At 55.5% G+C, this 1235-nt stretch carries 1 protein-coding gene; it reads left to right on the top strand.

The features are described 5' to 3' along the window. The first annotated feature begins 64 nt into the window (after window positions 1-64). Window positions 65-1227, top strand: a protein-coding gene (locus Q7C20_RS26640) for an IS3 family transposase (protein ID WP_105641270.1) whose coding sequence is annotated in 2 segments (ribosomal slippage) — window positions 65-320 and window positions 320-1227 — 1164 coding nt in all. Because the reading frame shifts where the segments join, the coding sequence is not laid out codon by codon here. The last annotated feature ends 8 nt before the right edge of the window (window positions 1228-1235 follow it).

The following is a 1235-nucleotide window of genomic DNA, read 5'->3' on the forward strand; positions in this document are numbered from 1 at the left end:
TGTAGTGGTCTAATGAAACCGGACACCCATTTAGGCGAGAATGCTCGCCAGATAGAGGTGTCTGATGACCAAACAACGTCGTTCCTTTTCCGCTGAATTCAAACGCGAGGCCGCAGGCCTCGTGCTCGATCAAGGCTATAGCCATATCGAAGCCAGCCGCTCACTTGGTGTGGTCGAGTCCGCATTGCGCCGCTGGGTTAATCAGCTTCAGCAGGAGCGCACCGGCGTTACTCCGCAGAGTAAAGCGCTGACGCCTGAGCAGCAGAAAATCCAGGAACTGGAAGCTCGAATCGCTCGCCTTGAGCGGGAGAAATCCATTTTAAAAAAGGCTACCGCGCTCTTGATGTCGGAAGAGCACGAGCGCACACGCTGATTGATCAGTTAAGTACCCAAGAGCCGGTCGATTGGCTTTGCGCAGTCTTTGATGTTACTCGTTCGTGTTACTACGCCCACCGCCTCAGGCGCCGAAGTCCCGACGTTGAGCGGCTTCGGTTGCGCAGTCGGGTCAACGAACTGTTTACGCAAAGTCGAAGCGCTGCCGGTAGCCGCAGTATCGTGTCGATGATGCAGGAAGACGGCGAGCAGATCGGGCGGTTCAAGGTGCGAGGCCTGATGCGGGAACTGGCGCTAGTCAGCAAACAACCTGGATCACATGCCTACAAACAAGCGACGGTCGAGCGGCCTGACATTCCGAATATCTTGAATCGAGAGTTTGATGTTCCGGCACCCAACCAGGTCTGGTGTGGCGACATCACCTACATCTGGGCTCAAGGGAAATGGCATTACCTGGCTGTGGTTATGGATCTTTACGCGCGCCGAGTGGTGGGCTGGGCGCTGTCGAACAAGCCGGATGCGGATCTGGTCATCAAGGCGTTGGACATGGCTTACGAGCAGCGTGGCAAGCCTCAAGGGCTTTTGTTTCACTCGGATCAGGGCTCGCAATATGGCAGCCGCCAGTTTCGCCAACGGCTCTGGCGTTACCGCATGCGCCAAAGCATGAGCCGTCGTGGGAACTGTTGGGACAATGCGCCGATGGAGCGTGTGTTTCGCAGCTTGAAAACTGAATGGATACCGACTGTGGGCTATATGACAGCTCAAGAGGCGAATCGCGACATCAGCCATTACCTGATGCATAGGTACAACTGGATTAGACCGCATCAGTTCAACAATGGACTGGCCCCGGCTCAGGCCGAGAAAAAACTTAACGTCGTGTCCGGGATTAGTTGACCACTACA

Origin of the sequence: Pseudomonas sp. AMR01, assembly GCF_041946035.1 — a bacterium.
Taxonomy (GTDB): Bacteria; Pseudomonadota; Gammaproteobacteria; order Pseudomonadales; family Pseudomonadaceae; genus Aquipseudomonas; species Aquipseudomonas antarctica_B.